Origin of the sequence: Nocardia sp. NPDC006982 (genome assembly GCF_042869435.1) — a bacterium.
Classification (GTDB): domain Bacteria; phylum Actinomycetota; class Actinomycetes; order Mycobacteriales; family Mycobacteriaceae; genus Nocardia.
Map to the genome: position 1 here is coordinate 67,735 of NZ_JBIAFV010000023.1, position 14,793 is coordinate 82,527.

Genomic DNA, 14,793 nt, shown 5'->3' on the forward strand with positions numbered 1-14,793 from the left:
ATACGACGCGCCACTCGTAACAGTCGGCCACGCCGCTGAGTCGCGCTGCTGATATCGCCGACAAACTCGCAGTCCGCCGCCACGGACTCACGGGCATATCGCTCGGAATCGATACAACGCGCCACTCGTAACAGCTGGCCACGCTGCTCAGTCGCGCTGCTGATATCGCCCGGCAGACCACGCCCGTCCCGTCGAACAGCACGATTGATCAAGCAGCCCCGACCGGGGACAAACTCGCAGTCGGCCGCCACGGACTCGCGGGTAGGTCGCTCGGAATCGATACGACGCGGCAGCCTGTAGTAACAGGCCGAAGCTGTTATCGCGGGCCACACGCGTCTCTGAGGCACTTCTGAGGTCGCCGACAAACTCGCAGTGCGCCGTCGCGGGCTCGGGAGTAGGTCGCTCGGTATCGATACGCACCATGTGTAGCCGCGGGCCGCACCGTCATTGCGGGCCACACCTGTTATCACGGACCGCACTCGCCATCGCGGACCACGCCATCTCCGCGGACCACACCTGTCATCGCTGATCGCACCGTCACTGTGGCGTTCACCGTCATCGCGGGCCACACCCGTCACTGCCCGGGCCAGACCGTCACTGCGGACCCCACCCGGCACCGTGGAACGAACGCGTCATCGAGGCCCCCACCGGAGGCTGGGTGAATCTCACCTGCGTACGGTGCGGCCGCCCTACGGCGTCCTTACCATCGCGGGTCATTATCGGGTCGCGACAGCGCCGTGCCGACTCGGATGATGAGGCGATCGCACAGCTCGGTGTGCCGATGACATGACCACTCGCAATTCGAGGTCCAATTTTCGCGGGCGGGCGGATGTCAGGTGTCGGCGTAGGCCAATAAGCTCGGGGACATGCTCACGCTGCTGTTGTACGTGCTGATCGTCGGCTTGGTCGCCGCGGTGCTGTTCCTGCTCGCCAGTGCGGTCTTCGGGCGAGCCGAGGAACTCGGACCGCTGCCCGAGGGAACAACGGCGACCGTGCTGCCCGCCGAAGGCATCAGCGGCGCGGATGTACGCGCCCTACGCTTCCAGCAGGTGGTGCGTGGCTATAAGGCCGGTGAAGTCGACTGGGCACTGACCCGGCTCGCGGCCAGAATCGACGAGTTGCAACTCCAACTAGCCGAGGCGCGCGGCACCCAAACCCCGAGCGCCCAGCTTCCGAAGCAGCCACAGCCGAGCGCGCCGCATCAGCAGCCCCAGGCAGCGATCCCTCAACCGAACGGCACGATCGCCCAGCCACCGGCCTCGACCGCTCAGTCATCGGCCCCGACCGGCCAGCCCCAAGCACCGACCGGCCAGCCCCAGATACCGACTGTCCCGCCGCATGGCTCGATCACCCCGCAAGCACCGACCGTCCAGCCACCTGTGGCTCCGCCGCAGGCCCCCACCGACCCACCGAACGGCACAGCGACCCAGGCACCGATCGGACAGCCGTCGGTCGCCCCGCCGAACGGCACAGCGCCCGACGCACCGATCGCACAACCATCGGTCGCCCGGCCGCAGCCACCGACAGCCCGGCAAGCCACACTCCTCCAGCCGAACGGCACGATTGATCAGCCGGCCCCGATCGGCCAAGCCCAAGCGCCGACCGTCCCGCCCAACGACACAGCGCCCAGACCACCAATCGCACAACCATCAGTCGCCCCACCTCAACTGCCGTCTGCCCGGCAAGCCACACTCCTCCAGCCGAACGGCACGATTGATCAGCCGGCCCCTATCGGCCAAGCCCAAGCGCCGACCGTCCCGCCCAACGACACAGCGCCCAGACCACCAATCGCACAACCATCAGTCGCTCCGCCCCAACTGCCGTCTGCCCGGCAGACCACGCCCGTCCCGTCGAACGGCACGATTGATCAGGCAGCCCCGACCGGCCAGGCCCAAGCGCCGACCGTCCCGCCCAACGGCACCGCAACCCAGGGACCGTTCGGACAACCATCGGTCGCCTCGCTCCAGCTGCCGACTGTCCAGCGGACCACGACTGTGCCGCAGAACGGTGCAATCGCCCAGCCACCGACCATGCAGCCCTCCGTCGCCGCCTCGCAGGCTCCGACCGCGCAGCAGTTCCCGGGGGTGCAGCAGCCCCCGAACGTGCAGCAAATCCCGACCGCACAGCAGACCCCAAACGTGCAACAGACCCCTACCGCGCAGCAAGTCCCAGTCGCACAGCGAGTTCCAACCGCACAGCAGATCTCGACCGCCCAGCACGGCCCAACCACACAGCAGGCCCCGGCCACCCAGCACGGCCCAACGGCGCAACAGGTCCCGAGCGTGCAGCATGTCCCGGGCGCGCAGCAGACCTCAACCGCACAGCAAGCCCCGAGCGCGCAGCAAGCCCCAACCACGCAACAGGTCCCGGCTTCGCAGCAAGCCCCAACCGCACAGCACGGCCCAACCGCGCAACAGGCCCCAGCTTCGCAGCAGGCCCCGAGCGCGCAGCAGCACACGCCATTCGGGATGGACCAGAAATGACCGCCGAAATCGCTGTGTTCACACAGGATACGACCGAATCCGATGGCAAGATCCGCTGTCCGTGGTCGGAGGGCTCCCAGCTTTATCGGGACTATCACGACAACGAATGGGGCAAACCGCTGCACGGCGATGACGCCATGTTCGAGCGCATGTGCCTCGAGGCATTTCAATCGGGGCTGGCGTGGATCACCATTCTGCGCAAGCGTCGAGCCTTCCGAACCGCATTTGCCGGGTTCGCGATCGAGCGGGTGGCGGCGTTCGGCGACGACGATGTGACGCGGCTGTTGGCCGACTCCGGCATCGTGCGCAATCGGGCCAAAATCGAAGCGTCGATCGCCAACGCCCGGGTTGCCGCCGACCTCGATATCGGACTCGACGAGTTGATCTGGTCCTTTGCGCCCGCCGCCCGGCCGCGCCCGCGCGCGATTGCCGAGGTGCCCGCGACCACCCCCGAATCCGTAGCTCTGGCAAAAGAATTGAAGCGGCGCGGGTTCCGCTTCGTCGGCCCGACGACGGCCTACGCGCTGATGCAGGCGACCGGAATGGTCGACGACCACCTGGCCGATTGCTGGGTCTAGGGAGGACGGCCCAACACAGGCCGAGCGGTCACATTTCGAACTCAGGTATCCGTCCGCTCCGGCGATAGGGAAGAATGGGGCGGGTGTAGCTCGCCAAATGCCGGCGAGCTCACTAGTTGGTGACAACTGGAGTTCCAAGAAAGTGCGCTGCATATCGCGCAGATCTGGAGGGAGCAGAGGATGGCGGCCATGAAGCCCCGCACCGGGGACGGTCCCCTCGAGGCAACCAAGGAAGGGCGTGGAATCGTGATGCGGGTTCCACTCGAGGGTGGCGGGCGTTTGGTCGTTGAGCTCACGCCGGATGAAGCGGCAGCGCTCGGTGACGAACTGAAGAGTGTCACCAGCTAATCCCACACTCGCTGATGTGGCCGGTCTGCTGGCCTGTCCGGAATGCGGCTCGGAAATGGAGTCGCGAGATCGGGCGTTGCGCTGCGGACACGGGCACAGTTTCGACATCGCCAAACAGGGTTATGTCAGTCTGTTGACCGGTGCGTCGACGAAAATGACCGGCGATACCTCGGCGATGCTGGACGCGCGTGCCGCGTTCCAGGTCGGGGGACATTTCGCGCCGATCGCCGATGCGGTGGCCACGGCCGTCGCGGCCGACGATCCGGTGCTCGACGGCGCCGCCGTGCTCGAGGTCGGTGCCGGAACCGGCTATTACCTGGCCGCGGTGCTCGATGCCGTTCCGGCCATCGGGATCGCCTTGGATGTGGCCAAACCCGCGGCCCGACGCTGTGCCCGCGCCCATCCGCGTGCCGCCTCGGTACTTGCCGACGCCTGGCGTGGACTGCCGGTCCGAGACGGTGCGCTGCATCGAGTGGTCTCGGTATTCGCACCACGTAATCCGAGCGAGGTCGCCAGGGTCCTCACCGCCGACGGCCGGTTCGTCGTCGCCACACCTACCCCACGTCATCTGGCCGAGCTTGTCGGCCCACTCGGCATGGTGACGGTCGACCGGGACAAGGATCGCCGTCTTACCGACGCCATGACCGGCCACTTCGACGCGGTAGACCGCACCGTCGTCGAATACCCGATGAAACTCACCCGCACCGATATCGGCAACGTGGTGGCGATGGGCCCGTCCGCCCACCACGCGACCAACCACCTGGATGGCCTACCGGACACGCTCGAGGTGACCGCCTCGGTCCAGATCTCGACCTTCCGACGTCAGAACTTGCGAACCTGGTCATAGATCGCCACGGTTTGGGCGGCGATCTGCAGCCAGTCGAATTCGGCGATGGCGCGGTGGCGGCCGGCGGCGCCGAATTCGGCGGCCAGCACCGGATCACCGGCGACCTGGTTGACCGCCGCGGCCAGATCGTGTTCGTACTGCTCCGGTGCATTGGGGTCGTAGTGCACAAGGCGACCGGTCTGTCCGTCCACGACCACCTCCGGAATGCCGCCGACGTCGGAGGCGACCACCGCGGTCGCGCACGCCATGGCCTCGAGATTCACGATCCCCAGCGGTTCATAGACAGAGGGGCAGACGAACATCGTGGCCGCGGCCAGAATCTGGCGAATCTGCTCGGTCGGCAGCATCTCGCGCACCCAGAACACATTGCCGCGTGCCTTGGTGAGTTCCGCGACGGCCGCGGCGACCTCGGTTTCCAGCTCGCGGGTGTCCGGCGCGCCCGCGCACAGCACCAACTGGATCTCCGGATCGAATTCGCGGGCGGCGGCGAGCAGATGCCCGACCCCCTTCTGCCGGGTGATGCGACCGACGAAGGCCACCATCGGCATGTCGCTGCGCACGCCCAGTTCGTCCAGGATCGTGCGGGCTTCGCCGACGGGCGGTCCCGGATGCCAGACGGCGGCGTCGATGCCGTTGTGCACCACGTGAACCCGGTCCGGATCGATCGTCGGATAGGCGTCGAGCACATCGTGGCGCATACCCTCGCTCACCGCGATGATCGCGTCGGCGTACTCCACGGCATTGCGCTCCGACCAGGACGACAGCCGGTAGCCGCCGCCGAGCTGTTCGGCCTTCCACGGCCGCCGCGGCTCCAGCGAATGCGCGGTCAATACATGCGGTATCCCGTAGAGGGTCGCGGCGAGATGTCCGGCGAGCCCGGTGTACCAGGTATGCGAATGCACCACGTGCACCTCACCCGCGGCATCGGCCATCCGCAGCTGGGCCGACAGCATCTGCATCGCGGCATTGGCGGCGTAGAGCATCGGATCCGGTTGGTGCACTACGGCATCCGTGCGAGGCACGCCCATGCAATGCACGGTCACCTCGCACAACTGCCGCAATTGCGCGGCCAACTGGGTGACATGGACACCTGCCCCGCCGTACACCTCGGGGGGATATTCGCGCGTCAACATAGCAACGCGAAGCCGGTCGTGATCGCCGGCTTCCGCCCCCGCACCCGCACCGCCCGTGCCGAAACTCACGGCTTCAAACTAGACGTTCACTTTGGCATGGGCCACCTGTACCCGCGACGCGCGGTAGTTTGGCAGGTGTGAGGAGCCAGCCGCACGTACTCGGGATCGTGCTCGCCGGTGGCGAGGGTAAGCGCCTGTTCCCACTCACCGCGGACCGGGCCAAACCAGCTGTCCCGTTCGGCGGTGCGTATCGACTGATCGACTTCGTACTCAGCAATCTCGTCAACGCGGGCTATCTGCGCCTGTGTGTGCTCACCCAGTACAAATCGCATTCGCTGGACCGGCACATTTCGCAGACCTGGCGGCTTTCCGGTTTCGCGGGGGAATACATCACGCCGGTCCCGGCGCAGCAGCGGCTCGGTCCGCGGTGGTACACCGGCAGCGCCGATGCGATCATGCAGTCGCTCAACCTGATCTACGACGAGGATCCGGACTACATCGTGGTCTTCGGTGCGGATCACGTGTACCGGATGGATCCGGAACAGATGGTCCAGCACCACATCGATTCCGGCGCGGGCGTCACGGTCGCGGGCATCCGGGTGCCGCGCAGCGAGGCCAGTGCGTTCGGCTGCATCGACTCCGACGAGTCCGGGCGGATCACCCAATTCCTGGAGAAACCCGCGCATCCGCCGGGCACACCGGACGATCCGAACGTCACCTTCGCTTCGATGGGCAACTACGTCTTCACCACCAAGGTGCTGGTCGATTCGATCCGGGCCGACTCCGACAACTCCGATTCCGATCACGATATGGGCGGCGACATCATCCCGGCGCTGGTCGCCGCGGGCGAGGCCTCGGTCTACGACTTCGCCGACAACGAGGTGCCCGGCGCGACCGAGCGCGATCGCGGTTACTGGCGCGATGTCGGCACCATCGACGCGTTCTACGAGGCCCATATGGATCTGGTCTCGGTGCATCCGGTCTTCAATCTCTATAACAAGCACTGGCCCATTCGCGGCGCGGCGGAGAATCTGCCGCCTGCCAAGTTCGCGCAGGGCGGGCTCGCGCAGGAATGCGTGGTCGGCGCTGGTTGCATCCTGTCGGCCGCGACCGTGCGCAATTCGGTGCTCAGCTCCAATGTCATGGTCGACGACGGCGCGACCGTCGAGGGCAGTGTGATCATGCCCGGCGTCCGGATCGGGCGCGGTGCGGTGGTGCGGCGCGCGATTCTGGACAAGAACGTGGTCGTCGGCGAGGGCGAGATCATCGGCGTGGATCTGGACCGGGATCGGGATCGCTTCGCGGTCAGCAACGGCGGCGTGGTGACCGTCGGCAAGGGCGTCTGGGTCTGACTACGTCGGATTCGACGGACAGAACGGCGCGCAGGCACCGGGTGTTTTCGGCACTGTCGTGGCCGGTGACTTATCGCCGAAATCGGCGGTGACGACCAATAGCATCAGCACAACGGCGAGACCGAGCACCAGCACGAGAAAGATGGCCGACCAGCCCCAGTTGATCGGGTCTCGATCATCGTTGTCGCGAAACACGCTGAACCTCCCCCGATCGCCACTCCCGGGACATCCTCTACTCCTTGATACCCAGTCGGCGGCGGTTTCGCGCGAAATGTTTCCGACGGTTATCGCGGGCCGGGTTCCGGTGGCGCGACGGTGCCCGTGCAGAACGGTTCGCAGGGACCGGGACTCAGCGGAACTTTTGTGTGCTCGGTGCCGAAATCGGCATTACTGACCCACAACAGCACCACCACGGCCAGCACCATGATGAAAATCAGAAAGCCGAGAGCGGGCAGCAGACAACCACCGCGTGCTTGTCCCTCTTTGATCGTGTGGCCGAAATGGCCGATTTCTAGGATCTGGGATCCGCGCTCCCACACCATGGGCGTACCTTGCCGTCGTCGAACCTGGCATCAGCTCGAATACCCGTCCGGCGGCGATGAAATCAGCACACGGCGAATGAAATCCACACGCTCCCAACGCTTGTGAATAGCCGGGCGGTTACTAGCCCCGCGATGCGCAGAGCAGACCGTCGCCGACCGGGATCAGCACGCTGGTGAGTTCGGGATCCTCGGCGATCGCCCTGGTCGCGGCGCGCACGGCCTGGGTCGCGGGGTCGCGCTGGGTCTGGTCCGGAACCCGGCCGCCGAGCAGGGCATTGTGCAGCAGGATCGCGCCGCCCGCGCGCAGCAGCCGCACGGCCTGGGTGACGTATTGCGGATGCTCGAGCGGGGCCGCATCGATGAACACCAGGTCATAGGCGCCGTCGGCGAGTCGGGGCAGCACATCGAGGGCTCGGCCGTTGATCAACCGGGTACGCGCGGGCAGGATCTCGGCGGTGCGGAATGCCTCCTTGGCCGCGCGCTGATGCTCGGGTTCGGAATCGATTGTGGTCAGGGTCCCGTCCTCGCGCATGCCATCCAGTAGCCACAGCCCGCTGATCCCCGCGCCCGTCCCCACCTCGACCACCGCGCGCGCGCCGAGCAGCTGGGCATACATGCTCAGCAGGGCGCCGACCGAGGGTGGTACGGGTAACGCACCGAGTTCAGTGGCCCGCTCACGCGCGCTGACGAGGACCTCGTCTTCCACGACGGATTCCTCCACGTAGGAGAGATTTCGCTCCAGATTCGATGCCACGCCTATGAATCTAGGGCACGAAGTCGCAAGTTTGGCTCATCGGTGAAGCGTTATGCCGTGGCCGTGCGATTAATTGTTTGTCGGGGGCGGGGGCGGATTCTCAGGTGTCCCTCAGGATCTCCACACCCTCGGCATATCGAGGCAGGAAAGAGTATGGGCAAGCAAGACCAGCCGACCGTCCGGCACGGGGGCGCGGGAACAACGACATACCGATCGTCTGTTGTAACCGTACGTGACGATCCGAGACCCGGATCGCCACCAGATCCGCAGCCACGGTCCCGAGTAGGAGGTATCACCATCCACATGGACAGAGGGTCATTTTCGACGCTCCCGGTGCCCTCCGTGGTTACACAAGCTGCCGCCTCCGGGCCCGTCGGTCGCGCCGGGGCGGCGCGCGAGTTCGCCACCCTGCCAGCGCAAGCTATCCCGACGGAAGCGGCGCAAATTCTCCCGACGGAGGCCGAAATGCACGACGAGGACGCCACCGAAGTCGAGCTGACCGGTACCGCGGCCTTCGACGCGACGGGCGACCGTTCCGCGATGCCGTCCTGGGACGAGTTGGTCCGCGAACATGCCGACCGAGTGTACCGCCTGGCCTACCGACTTTCCGGCGACGCGCAGGACGCCGATGATCTGACCCAGGAAACCTTTATTCGGGTATTCCGTTCGCTGTCGAATTACCAGCCGGGCACCTTCGAGGGCTGGCTGCACCGCATCACCACGAACCTGTTCCTGGACATGGTGCGCAGGCGCAACCGGATCCGGATGGAGGCGCTGCCCGAGGATTACGACCGGGTGCCCGCCGACGGACCGAGCCCGGAGCAGGCCTATCACGACTCCCGACTGGATCCCGACCTGCAATCCGCCCTGGATTCGCTGGCTCCGGAGTTCCGCGCGGCGGTCGTGCTCTGTGATATCGAGGGTCTGTCCTACGAAGAGATCGGTGCGACCCTCGGTGTCAAGCTCGGCACCGTGCGCAGCCGCATCCACCGCGGCCGTCAGGCACTGCGCGACTACCTTGCGCATAATGGAAGTGAGCAGCGGTTCGCCGCTGACGCGAACCTGGGGTGATCCGGCGCAAGCCGAACCGCACCCGACGGCCGGATATCCGTTCGGTCGAGCGCAGGAGTGGATGATGTCGGTTGGAAGGGTGAGCACCGAATGAGTGGCGACGCCAGCACGTCAGGTCGTCCCCGTTTCCGTCCCACCGAGCATCTGGCCAGCGAGGCGATCGCGGCCTATGTGGACGGCGAACTGCGGATGAATGCCTATCTGCGTGCCGCCCAACATCTTTCCGTCTGCCCCGAATGTGCGGCTGAGGTCGACGCACAGCAGCAGGCGCGGATCGCCCTGCGCCGGGCCGGTCAGGTGTCGATTCCGACCGATCTGCACGACAGCCTCACCCGCATTCCGCTCGCCGAACTGCCAGGCGGCGCAACCAGCGCGGCCGCCCGGCCGCCCGCCGGAAGCCCCCGCAACGAGGCGGTTTTCGGATTTCTGACCGATTCGTTCACCGCGACCCGGTGGACAACATGGTGGCGCAAGTAGAGTTTGCCGAGTGACCACCGAATCGACGAATTCCGGGCCGTCGGAATCGCGGCCCTCCGCAGGCGATACCAACGATTCGGCGCCCCGGGGGAATTTAAGGCCGTCGGACGCGCCCGTCCTCGGACCGCGCCCGGTCTACCGGCCCCATGTGGACGGTCACACGGCACATGCGTTCCGCCGCCCTTCGGGCCAGGCCGGTTCGTTCGGTGAGCAGCCCAAGTCGACCGGTTCGGGCCTGCCACAGTTCGGCCCGGAACTGCACAATAGCCCGCCCGACGCCGTGCTCGAGGAGGCTTTCGGTCGCCCCGAAGGCTCCACCGAACTCCTGCAGCGCGATCCCGATGCCGCCGACACCGGCGCACCGGTGGCCGGTCCGGCCGATCCGTGGCGCGATCCCGAGGCCGCCGCACGTCTCGGCGCACCCGCCGTCGCCACCCCGCGACCCGCACCGCTGCCGCAGGCGCGGAAGCTCTCTGCCAGGGAGGTGCTCTTCGGCTCCCGGGTGGCGCCGAAGGCGCTGGCCCTGCTCGCGGCCGTCGCGCTGGCCATCGGCGTACTCGGTGGCCTGGTCGGCCGGTTGACCGCGGAGGCGACTTCCCCGTTGACCTCGCGCAAGGTCAGTCTGGAGCAGTCCGGCGAGATCGAGCGCCCGCACGGCCTGATCGCCAAGGTGGCCAATGCGGTGCTGCCCTCGGTGGTCTCGATCCGGGTCACGGTCGGCGACAACGGCGCCACCGGTTCCGGTGTGGTCATCGACGGTGCGGGCTACATCGCGACCAACAATCACGTGATTTCGATGGCGGCACAGGACAAGTCGAATCGGGCCGCGATTCAGGTGACCTTCTCCGACGGCAGCCGGGTGCCCGCGAATATCGTCGGACGCGATCCGAAGACCGATCTGGCGGTGCTGAAGGTCGATGTGAAGAATCTCACTGTCGCCAATCTGGGCAAGTCGAAGGATGTCCAGGTGGGTGACGACGTGCTGGCGATCGGTTCGCCGCTCGGCCTGAGCAAGACCGTCACCTCCGGCATCGTCAGCGCCCTGCACCGGCCCGTCGCGCTCTCCGGTGAAGGCAGCGACACCAAGGCCGTCATCGACGCCGTGCAGACCGACGCCTCGATCAACCCGGGTAACTCCGGTGGCGCACTGGTCGACATGGAGGGCCGGGTCATCGGCATCAATTCCGCGATCCGCAGTGAGACCGGCGGTTCGGTCGGCCTCGGCTTCGCGATTCCGGTGGATATGGTGACCAATATCGCGCAGGCCCTGATCCATGACGGCCAGGTGCACCACCCGAAGATCGGTCTCAGTGCCCGCAGCAAGCAGGTCGCAAACGATGTGATGAGCGGCGCGGCGGTCGCCGACGTCGACCCCACCGGACCGGCGGCCAAGGCCGGAATCGTGGAGAACGACGTCATCGTGAAGATCGGCGATCGCGAGGTGACCGGCCCGGACGAGCTGGTGGTCGCCGTGCAGCAGCGCAAGATCGGCGAGACGGTGAACGTGCAGTTGATCCGCGATGGCAGGCAGGTGGACGTACCGGTCACGCTGGAATCGGACTGAGCCGCGGATGGAATCCGGAGCGGCTCGGCAACGTCGGCCCAGGTAGCCTGGACTCGTGTTCAGCAACATCAGCTGGGGCGAGATGGTCATCCTCCTCGTCGCCGCCCTCGTGATCCTCGGCCCGGAGCGACTGCCCGGGGCGATTCGCTGGACCACGCAGAGCCTGCGCAAGGCTCGCGACTACGCCAGCGGCGCGACCCAGCAGCTGCAGCAGGAGCTCGGACCGGAATTCGAGGACCTGCGTAAGCCGCTGGCCGATCTGAACGAGCTGCGCCAGATGTCGCCGCGCCAGATGGTCACCAAACATCTTCTGAATGGCGACGATTCGGTTCTCCGCGAATTCGAGAAGGCGATCCCGGATAAACAGGACCTGCTCGGCGCCGGCGGCGGCATGCCGGACTACCCGATGCCCAAGCTCGAAAAGCCCTTGGAGCACAACGAACGTCCGCCGATCGACACCGACGCGACGTGACTGTGTTTGATTTGCCGCGAGCCGCGAACGTCGCTCGTAAGACTCGCTCCGACGTGGTTGCTAAGGGTCGCAACGGGTCTGTTGTGTCAAGAAGACTAGACGCTTGATCGTGTCGAGATGTCTAGACTTCGCACATGTCGGCCGATGACGTGGCGCGCGTTTTCGCGATCGAAGATAAAGTCGAGCGACTCAAGGCGGCCACCGATGGGGTGGCGGCGGCCCAGCAGACCATCAACGAACTAACCCGTATCCGCAGGGCGGTGATCAGGGAACTTCATGCCGAAGGCTGGACCTTCGCCAGAATCGGTGCGGCGGCGGGACTTTCCCGCGCGCGGATCCATCAGGTGAGTACCCAAGGTCCCGCACCGGAGGGTCTGTTTTTCGGGCACGGATCGCTCACGGTAATCGCTCCGGAGGTGCGCAGCGGCCGAGTGCTCGGCGCACCGGATCCGAGTGCGGCACAACGACTGGTGGAGCTACTTCGCGAACTCGGCTTCACCGCAACGGTCGAACACTTCCTGCCCGGCCGACCCGTCGACCTGAATCGCGACGGACTGATCGTGCTCGGCGGGCCCGAACTCTCGCCGAGCATTCGTCAGCTCATCGCGGCCGATCCGCGTCTGCGGCGCGCGGTGGCTCGCGCCGGGGATGCCCGGCGCCGCATCGAAGATCGGGCGGCCCGGCGGGTATACCGGCCGGGCGGCCCGGAACCGCACGATATCGCCTATGTCGCGCGTCTGCCGCGTCCCGACGGACGCGGCACCGCCCTGATCATCGACGGCCTGCACCCACCTGGCTCGCTCGGCGCAATCCGTTTGCTCGCAACAAGATTGGCCACCCTGCACGAACGTGCTGCCACACATCTGTTTTCGGTGCTGGTCGCCGTCCGCTACGACCGTTCCACGGGGGAACCGGTCGATGCCGATCTGCTCACACCGGTGTATCGGCACGACGCCGAGCCCAGATCGATCTCCGGCTTTCGACGCTGAGTTGTTCGACTGCTGGAAATCTTTTGGCAACCAAGTAGAGATCGCGAATGTCGCGCGGCACCCGGATTCGACGGAACCGCGCGATATTTCACTCACGCCCGAAGAAACCCAGGTCGCTCACAGCAGCTCGCGATGAAACCGTGATGCGTCACACATCACCCAGACCTTCCATCTGGGCTCGACAAAAGCAATGCTGAGTTAGCTAGCAGATAACTATGGTGGTAGGTGAGTTTCACATGGAGGTTCCGCGTCCGATGAGCGCGCGTACTGTAGTCGGGTCGGGGGTCGAGCTCGAAGAGGGCGGTCCGACAGCGGAACCGGTGACCACCACCCATCGGCTCACTTACAGCAATCGACTCAGAGTATTCATCGGTCCGGACGACTCCGTGATCAACTTCCTGCGCCCGCTGCGCAGACTGGACGGATTCGATTCCTACTCGGTGAATCTCACCCGGCTGCCACACCCGATGCCCGCATCCGAGATCACCGCGACGCTCAGCGCCGCGCCGGGCAGGAACTCTGTGGAGTGCATCGGGTCGGCCGACATGCTGGCCATCGAACTGCGCACCGACGACGGGATGCCGCACCGATACCTGCTCGGCCTACCCGGCGAGCGGATCGGCTACCCGGGCGTCGACGTGCCGAACGGGCCCGAGCTCCTGCGCGTGTACCCCGACGAGATCTTCGCCGCCGAACATGCGGCGGAGGTATTCGCGACCTACTTCCACACCGGCGATATCCCGGCAGGTTTCCAACTTCGTGAGGTTCTGGATTGATGCGCAACGTCTGGAGGGGACAACCATGAATGTCGTCGTGATCGTGGGTGTCGCACTTGTTGTCGTAGCGATCGCCACAGTGGTCACCATGCAGGTCCGCCCGCAGCCCACCCGCACTCATCTGACCGTTGCCGATCTGCGGGCGCGGCTGGCCGAGGAGGATGAGCGGTTGCTTGTCGAGCGCGACGCAACGCATGAACTCGGGCGCAGCGCATAAGAATTGGTCGGTAGCTAGGCTTTATGCCGGCGACGACGAAAAGCTCCGCCTGGGAAAGGATCGGTGGCCGCGCGCACGATGCTCGAACAGCTGGTGCAGCTTGCCGAACATCGGCCGACAGCGCGGCTACCGCATCACCGTCTTCGACGCCCGCGAGCCCCCTCACCACCCCAACCCGAGTCCGGCCACTGGCACGAACCGACGGCTCGATCCACCATTGACTCAGCGATCTACGCCCTGCCGCTCACCAGTGCCGCAAGATCCAACGTGATCGACGCACCAGCCAGGTCGAGTACCGCCCGCCCGGATTTCTCACCGACCAGTTCGTAGTCCCCGTCGATCAATCGATACGCCGTCAGGCTGACCGGGTCATCGAGGTCGATCAACCAGTAGTGCTCGATACCGACCTCGGCATATTCGAACAGTTTCGTGACTCTATCGGTCCGCTTGGAGCCGACCGACACTATCTCGACCGTCAGCAGGACATCCTCGGGATTCCAGCGCGGAAGGTTCTCGTCGATCCCAGCAGCGGACACCGCGATGACGTCCGGCACCCGGACCGTGCTCGGCGGGCCCGACTCGATCACCACCTCGGCCTCCGTCAACACGCCGTAGCCGATTGGTAGTTGAGGCTCCAACTGTGCGGCCAGCCGCCAGATCGCACGCTGATGCTTCGACATCGGCCTCGGTGACACGACCAGTACCCCCTCGACAAGCTCATAGCTATGGCTGTTGTCCTCGGGCAGCGCGATCCAATCATCCAGCGTCAGAAGATGATCCGGAAACTGCACAGTAGTCACCTTTACCTCCTCCCACCCACATAGAGACCGGCCCTCAGTCTCCCATAGGTCAGTGCCCGAATGCTGGAGCCTACGCGGGCAAGGAGCCGCACGAACAAACTTTCGAAAGATTGCAAGTTGTCGCCCGCTCGTTGGGCAGGCCGATGCCCCTGTGGTCCTTAGGATTTCTTCGTGACCGCTATCAATCGGACCTCAGACTGCCCGCGACTCGTCGCGACTGGCCGATCGTCTGGGGGCCGAGCTGCCGTCGGAGTTGAGGTTGGATTACACCGGCTCTGTCAATGGCCAGTTGCGGGTGGCTCTGGCACACTTTCGGTGCAGCGGTTCAGCAATCGCATTGCGGCGCTGATGATTCCGATGTAGATGCTGCTGGTGGCTGTGAGTGCGGTG

16 protein-coding genes and 1 pseudogene are annotated in these 14,793 nt (G+C 65.7%); 12 read left to right on the plus strand and 5 right to left on the minus strand.

Going from position 1 to position 14,793, the window contains the following annotated elements:
• Positions 1–866: 866 nt before the first annotated feature.
• The 4 genes and pseudogenes from ACFYOW_RS44235 to ACFYOW_RS44250 form a co-directional block, all read left to right on the plus strand.
• Positions 867–1,136, plus strand: a pseudogene (locus tag ACFYOW_RS44235) (DivIVA domain-containing protein); the annotation flags it as partial.
• Positions 1,137–2,479: 1,343 nt separating this feature from the next.
• Complete coding sequence (locus tag ACFYOW_RS44240; protein ID WP_387297213.1) at positions 2,480–3,061, plus strand: DNA-3-methyladenine glycosylase I; 582 nt, start codon at positions 2,480–2,482, stop codon at positions 3,059–3,061.
• Between the two features lie 180 nt (positions 3,062–3,241).
• Positions 3,242–3,409, plus strand: coding sequence for a DUF3117 domain-containing protein (locus ACFYOW_RS44245; RefSeq protein ID WP_011211259.1), 168 nt, complete (start codon positions 3,242–3,244; stop codon positions 3,407–3,409).
• Positions 3,410–3,425: 16 nt separating this feature from the next.
• Positions 3,426–4,256, plus strand: a complete 831-nt coding sequence (locus ACFYOW_RS44250) for a putative RNA methyltransferase (RefSeq protein WP_387297215.1) — start codon at positions 3,426–3,428, stop codon at positions 4,254–4,256.
• Here the strand turns inward: ACFYOW_RS44250 and glgA are convergent.
• On the minus strand, positions 4,232–5,389 hold the full coding sequence (gene glgA / locus ACFYOW_RS44255; RefSeq protein WP_387297248.1) for a glycogen synthase: 1,158 nt from the start codon (positions 5,387–5,389) through the stop codon (positions 4,232–4,234). The genes ACFYOW_RS44250 and glgA overlap by 25 nt on opposite strands.
• 137 nt (positions 5,390–5,526) lie before the next feature.
• Between glgA and glgC the strand changes: the two genes are divergently transcribed.
• Positions 5,527–6,741: a glucose-1-phosphate adenylyltransferase gene (glgC, locus tag ACFYOW_RS44260; protein WP_040695098.1), complete on the plus strand. Its 1,215-nt coding sequence runs from the start codon at positions 5,527–5,529 to the stop codon at positions 6,739–6,741.
• Here glgC and ACFYOW_RS44265 read toward each other — a convergent pair whose 3' ends face one another.
• From ACFYOW_RS44265 to ACFYOW_RS44275, 3 genes are all read right to left on the minus strand, one after another.
• On the minus strand, positions 6,742–6,936 hold the full coding sequence (locus tag ACFYOW_RS44265; protein ID WP_040695099.1) for a hypothetical protein: 195 nt from the start codon (positions 6,934–6,936) through the stop codon (positions 6,742–6,744).
• Between the two features lie 89 nt (positions 6,937–7,025).
• Positions 7,026–7,283, minus strand: a complete 258-nt coding sequence (locus ACFYOW_RS44270) for a hypothetical protein (RefSeq protein WP_387297218.1) — start codon at positions 7,281–7,283, stop codon at positions 7,026–7,028.
• Positions 7,284–7,404: 121 nt separating this feature from the next.
• Positions 7,405–8,037, minus strand: a complete 633-nt coding sequence (locus tag ACFYOW_RS44275) for an O-methyltransferase (protein WP_371856482.1) — start codon at positions 8,035–8,037, stop codon at positions 7,405–7,407.
• A gap of 465 nt (positions 8,038–8,502) precedes the next feature.
• Between ACFYOW_RS44275 and sigE the strand changes: the two genes are divergently transcribed.
• From sigE to ACFYOW_RS44310, 7 genes are all read left to right on the plus strand, one after another.
• Positions 8,503–9,108, plus strand: a complete 606-nt coding sequence (sigE, locus tag ACFYOW_RS44280) for an RNA polymerase sigma factor SigE (protein ID WP_387297250.1) — start codon at positions 8,503–8,505, stop codon at positions 9,106–9,108.
• Between the two features lie 90 nt (positions 9,109–9,198).
• The gene (locus ACFYOW_RS44285) at positions 9,199–9,585 is read left to right on the plus strand and encodes a hypothetical protein (protein ID WP_040695126.1); all 387 of its coding nucleotides are present in this window, start codon (positions 9,199–9,201) and stop codon (positions 9,583–9,585) included.
• Between the two features lie 10 nt (positions 9,586–9,595).
• Positions 9,596–11,149: a trypsin-like peptidase domain-containing protein gene (locus ACFYOW_RS44290; RefSeq protein WP_387297220.1), complete on the plus strand. Its 1,554-nt coding sequence runs from the start codon at positions 9,596–9,598 to the stop codon at positions 11,147–11,149.
• Between the two features lie 55 nt (positions 11,150–11,204).
• Complete coding sequence (gene tatB, locus ACFYOW_RS44295; RefSeq protein WP_387297222.1) at positions 11,205–11,621, plus strand: Sec-independent protein translocase protein TatB; 417 nt, start codon at positions 11,205–11,207, stop codon at positions 11,619–11,621.
• 134 nt (positions 11,622–11,755) lie between these two features.
• Positions 11,756–12,610: a hypothetical protein gene (locus tag ACFYOW_RS44300; protein WP_387297224.1), complete on the plus strand. Its 855-nt coding sequence runs from the start codon at positions 11,756–11,758 to the stop codon at positions 12,608–12,610.
• A gap of 254 nt (positions 12,611–12,864) precedes the next feature.
• Complete coding sequence (locus tag ACFYOW_RS44305; protein ID WP_387297226.1) at positions 12,865–13,386, plus strand: hypothetical protein; 522 nt, start codon at positions 12,865–12,867, stop codon at positions 13,384–13,386.
• 25 nt (positions 13,387–13,411) lie between these two features.
• Positions 13,412–13,603: a hypothetical protein gene (locus ACFYOW_RS44310; protein ID WP_387297228.1), complete on the plus strand. Its 192-nt coding sequence runs from the start codon at positions 13,412–13,414 to the stop codon at positions 13,601–13,603.
• A gap of 230 nt (positions 13,604–13,833) precedes the next feature.
• On the opposite strand, the gene ACFYOW_RS44315 is transcribed toward ACFYOW_RS44310, so the two are convergent.
• The gene (locus ACFYOW_RS44315; RefSeq protein WP_387297230.1) at positions 13,834–14,403 is read right to left on the minus strand and encodes a Uma2 family endonuclease; all 570 of its coding nucleotides are present in this window, start codon (positions 14,401–14,403) and stop codon (positions 13,834–13,836) included.
• Positions 14,404–14,793 lie beyond the last annotated feature (390 nt).